This window comes from Streptomyces lincolnensis (genome assembly GCF_021173675.1).
In the GTDB taxonomy this organism is placed as follows: Bacteria; Actinomycetota; Actinomycetes; order Streptomycetales; family Streptomycetaceae; genus Streptomyces; species Streptomyces lincolnensis_B.
Genome location: NZ_JAIHON010000046.1, coordinates 1 through 593, shown reverse-complemented (window position 1 = coordinate 593; position 593 = coordinate 1). Strand labels below are relative to the sequence as shown.

Sequence of the window (593 nt, the reverse complement as noted above, 5' to 3'; positions counted from 1 at the left end):
AATACCTCGACTCCGAGAAGTACCAGCTCAAACCCCGCGACTGGGACACCGCCGCACGCGAGGGCCGCACCATCGCCCCCCTCATCACCAAACTCAACGGAATCCGGCGGCGGCACCCCGCCCTCCAGCGGCTCAGGAACATCGACTTCCACCACACGGACAACGACCAGCTGATCGCCTACAGCAAGCGCACGGGCGAGGACACGGTCCTGGTCGTCGTCAATCTCGATCCTCACCACGCCCAGGAGGCCACGGTCTCGTTGGACATGCCGCGACTCGGCCTCGACTGGCACGAGTCCCTGTCCGTGCACGACGAACTGGCGGGTGAGACCTACCGATGGGCCAGGAACAACTACGTGCGGCTGGAGCCCGGCCGGGCACCCGCGCACCTGTTCCACGTCCGACGGCCGGCCGCTTCGCCGCAGATCGGAGGGTCTCCCGCGTGACCGTCAACCAGCCCGTTCACGACACCTTCGAGGACACGCCCGCCAAGGACCGGGATCCGGAGTGGTTCAAGCGTGCCGTCTTCTACGAGGTCCTCGTCCGCTCCTTCCAGGACAGCAACGGCGACGGTGTCGGCGACCTCAAGGGCC

General features: G+C 66.9%; 1 protein-coding gene. It reads left to right on the top strand.

Going from position 1 to position 593, the window contains the following annotated elements; genetic code table 11:
- Positions 1-446: alpha-glucosidase C-terminal domain-containing protein (locus K4B79_RS47490; RefSeq protein ID WP_232033711.1), on the top strand; the 446-nt coding region annotated here is incomplete at its 5' end.
- Positions 447-593 lie beyond the last annotated feature (147 nt).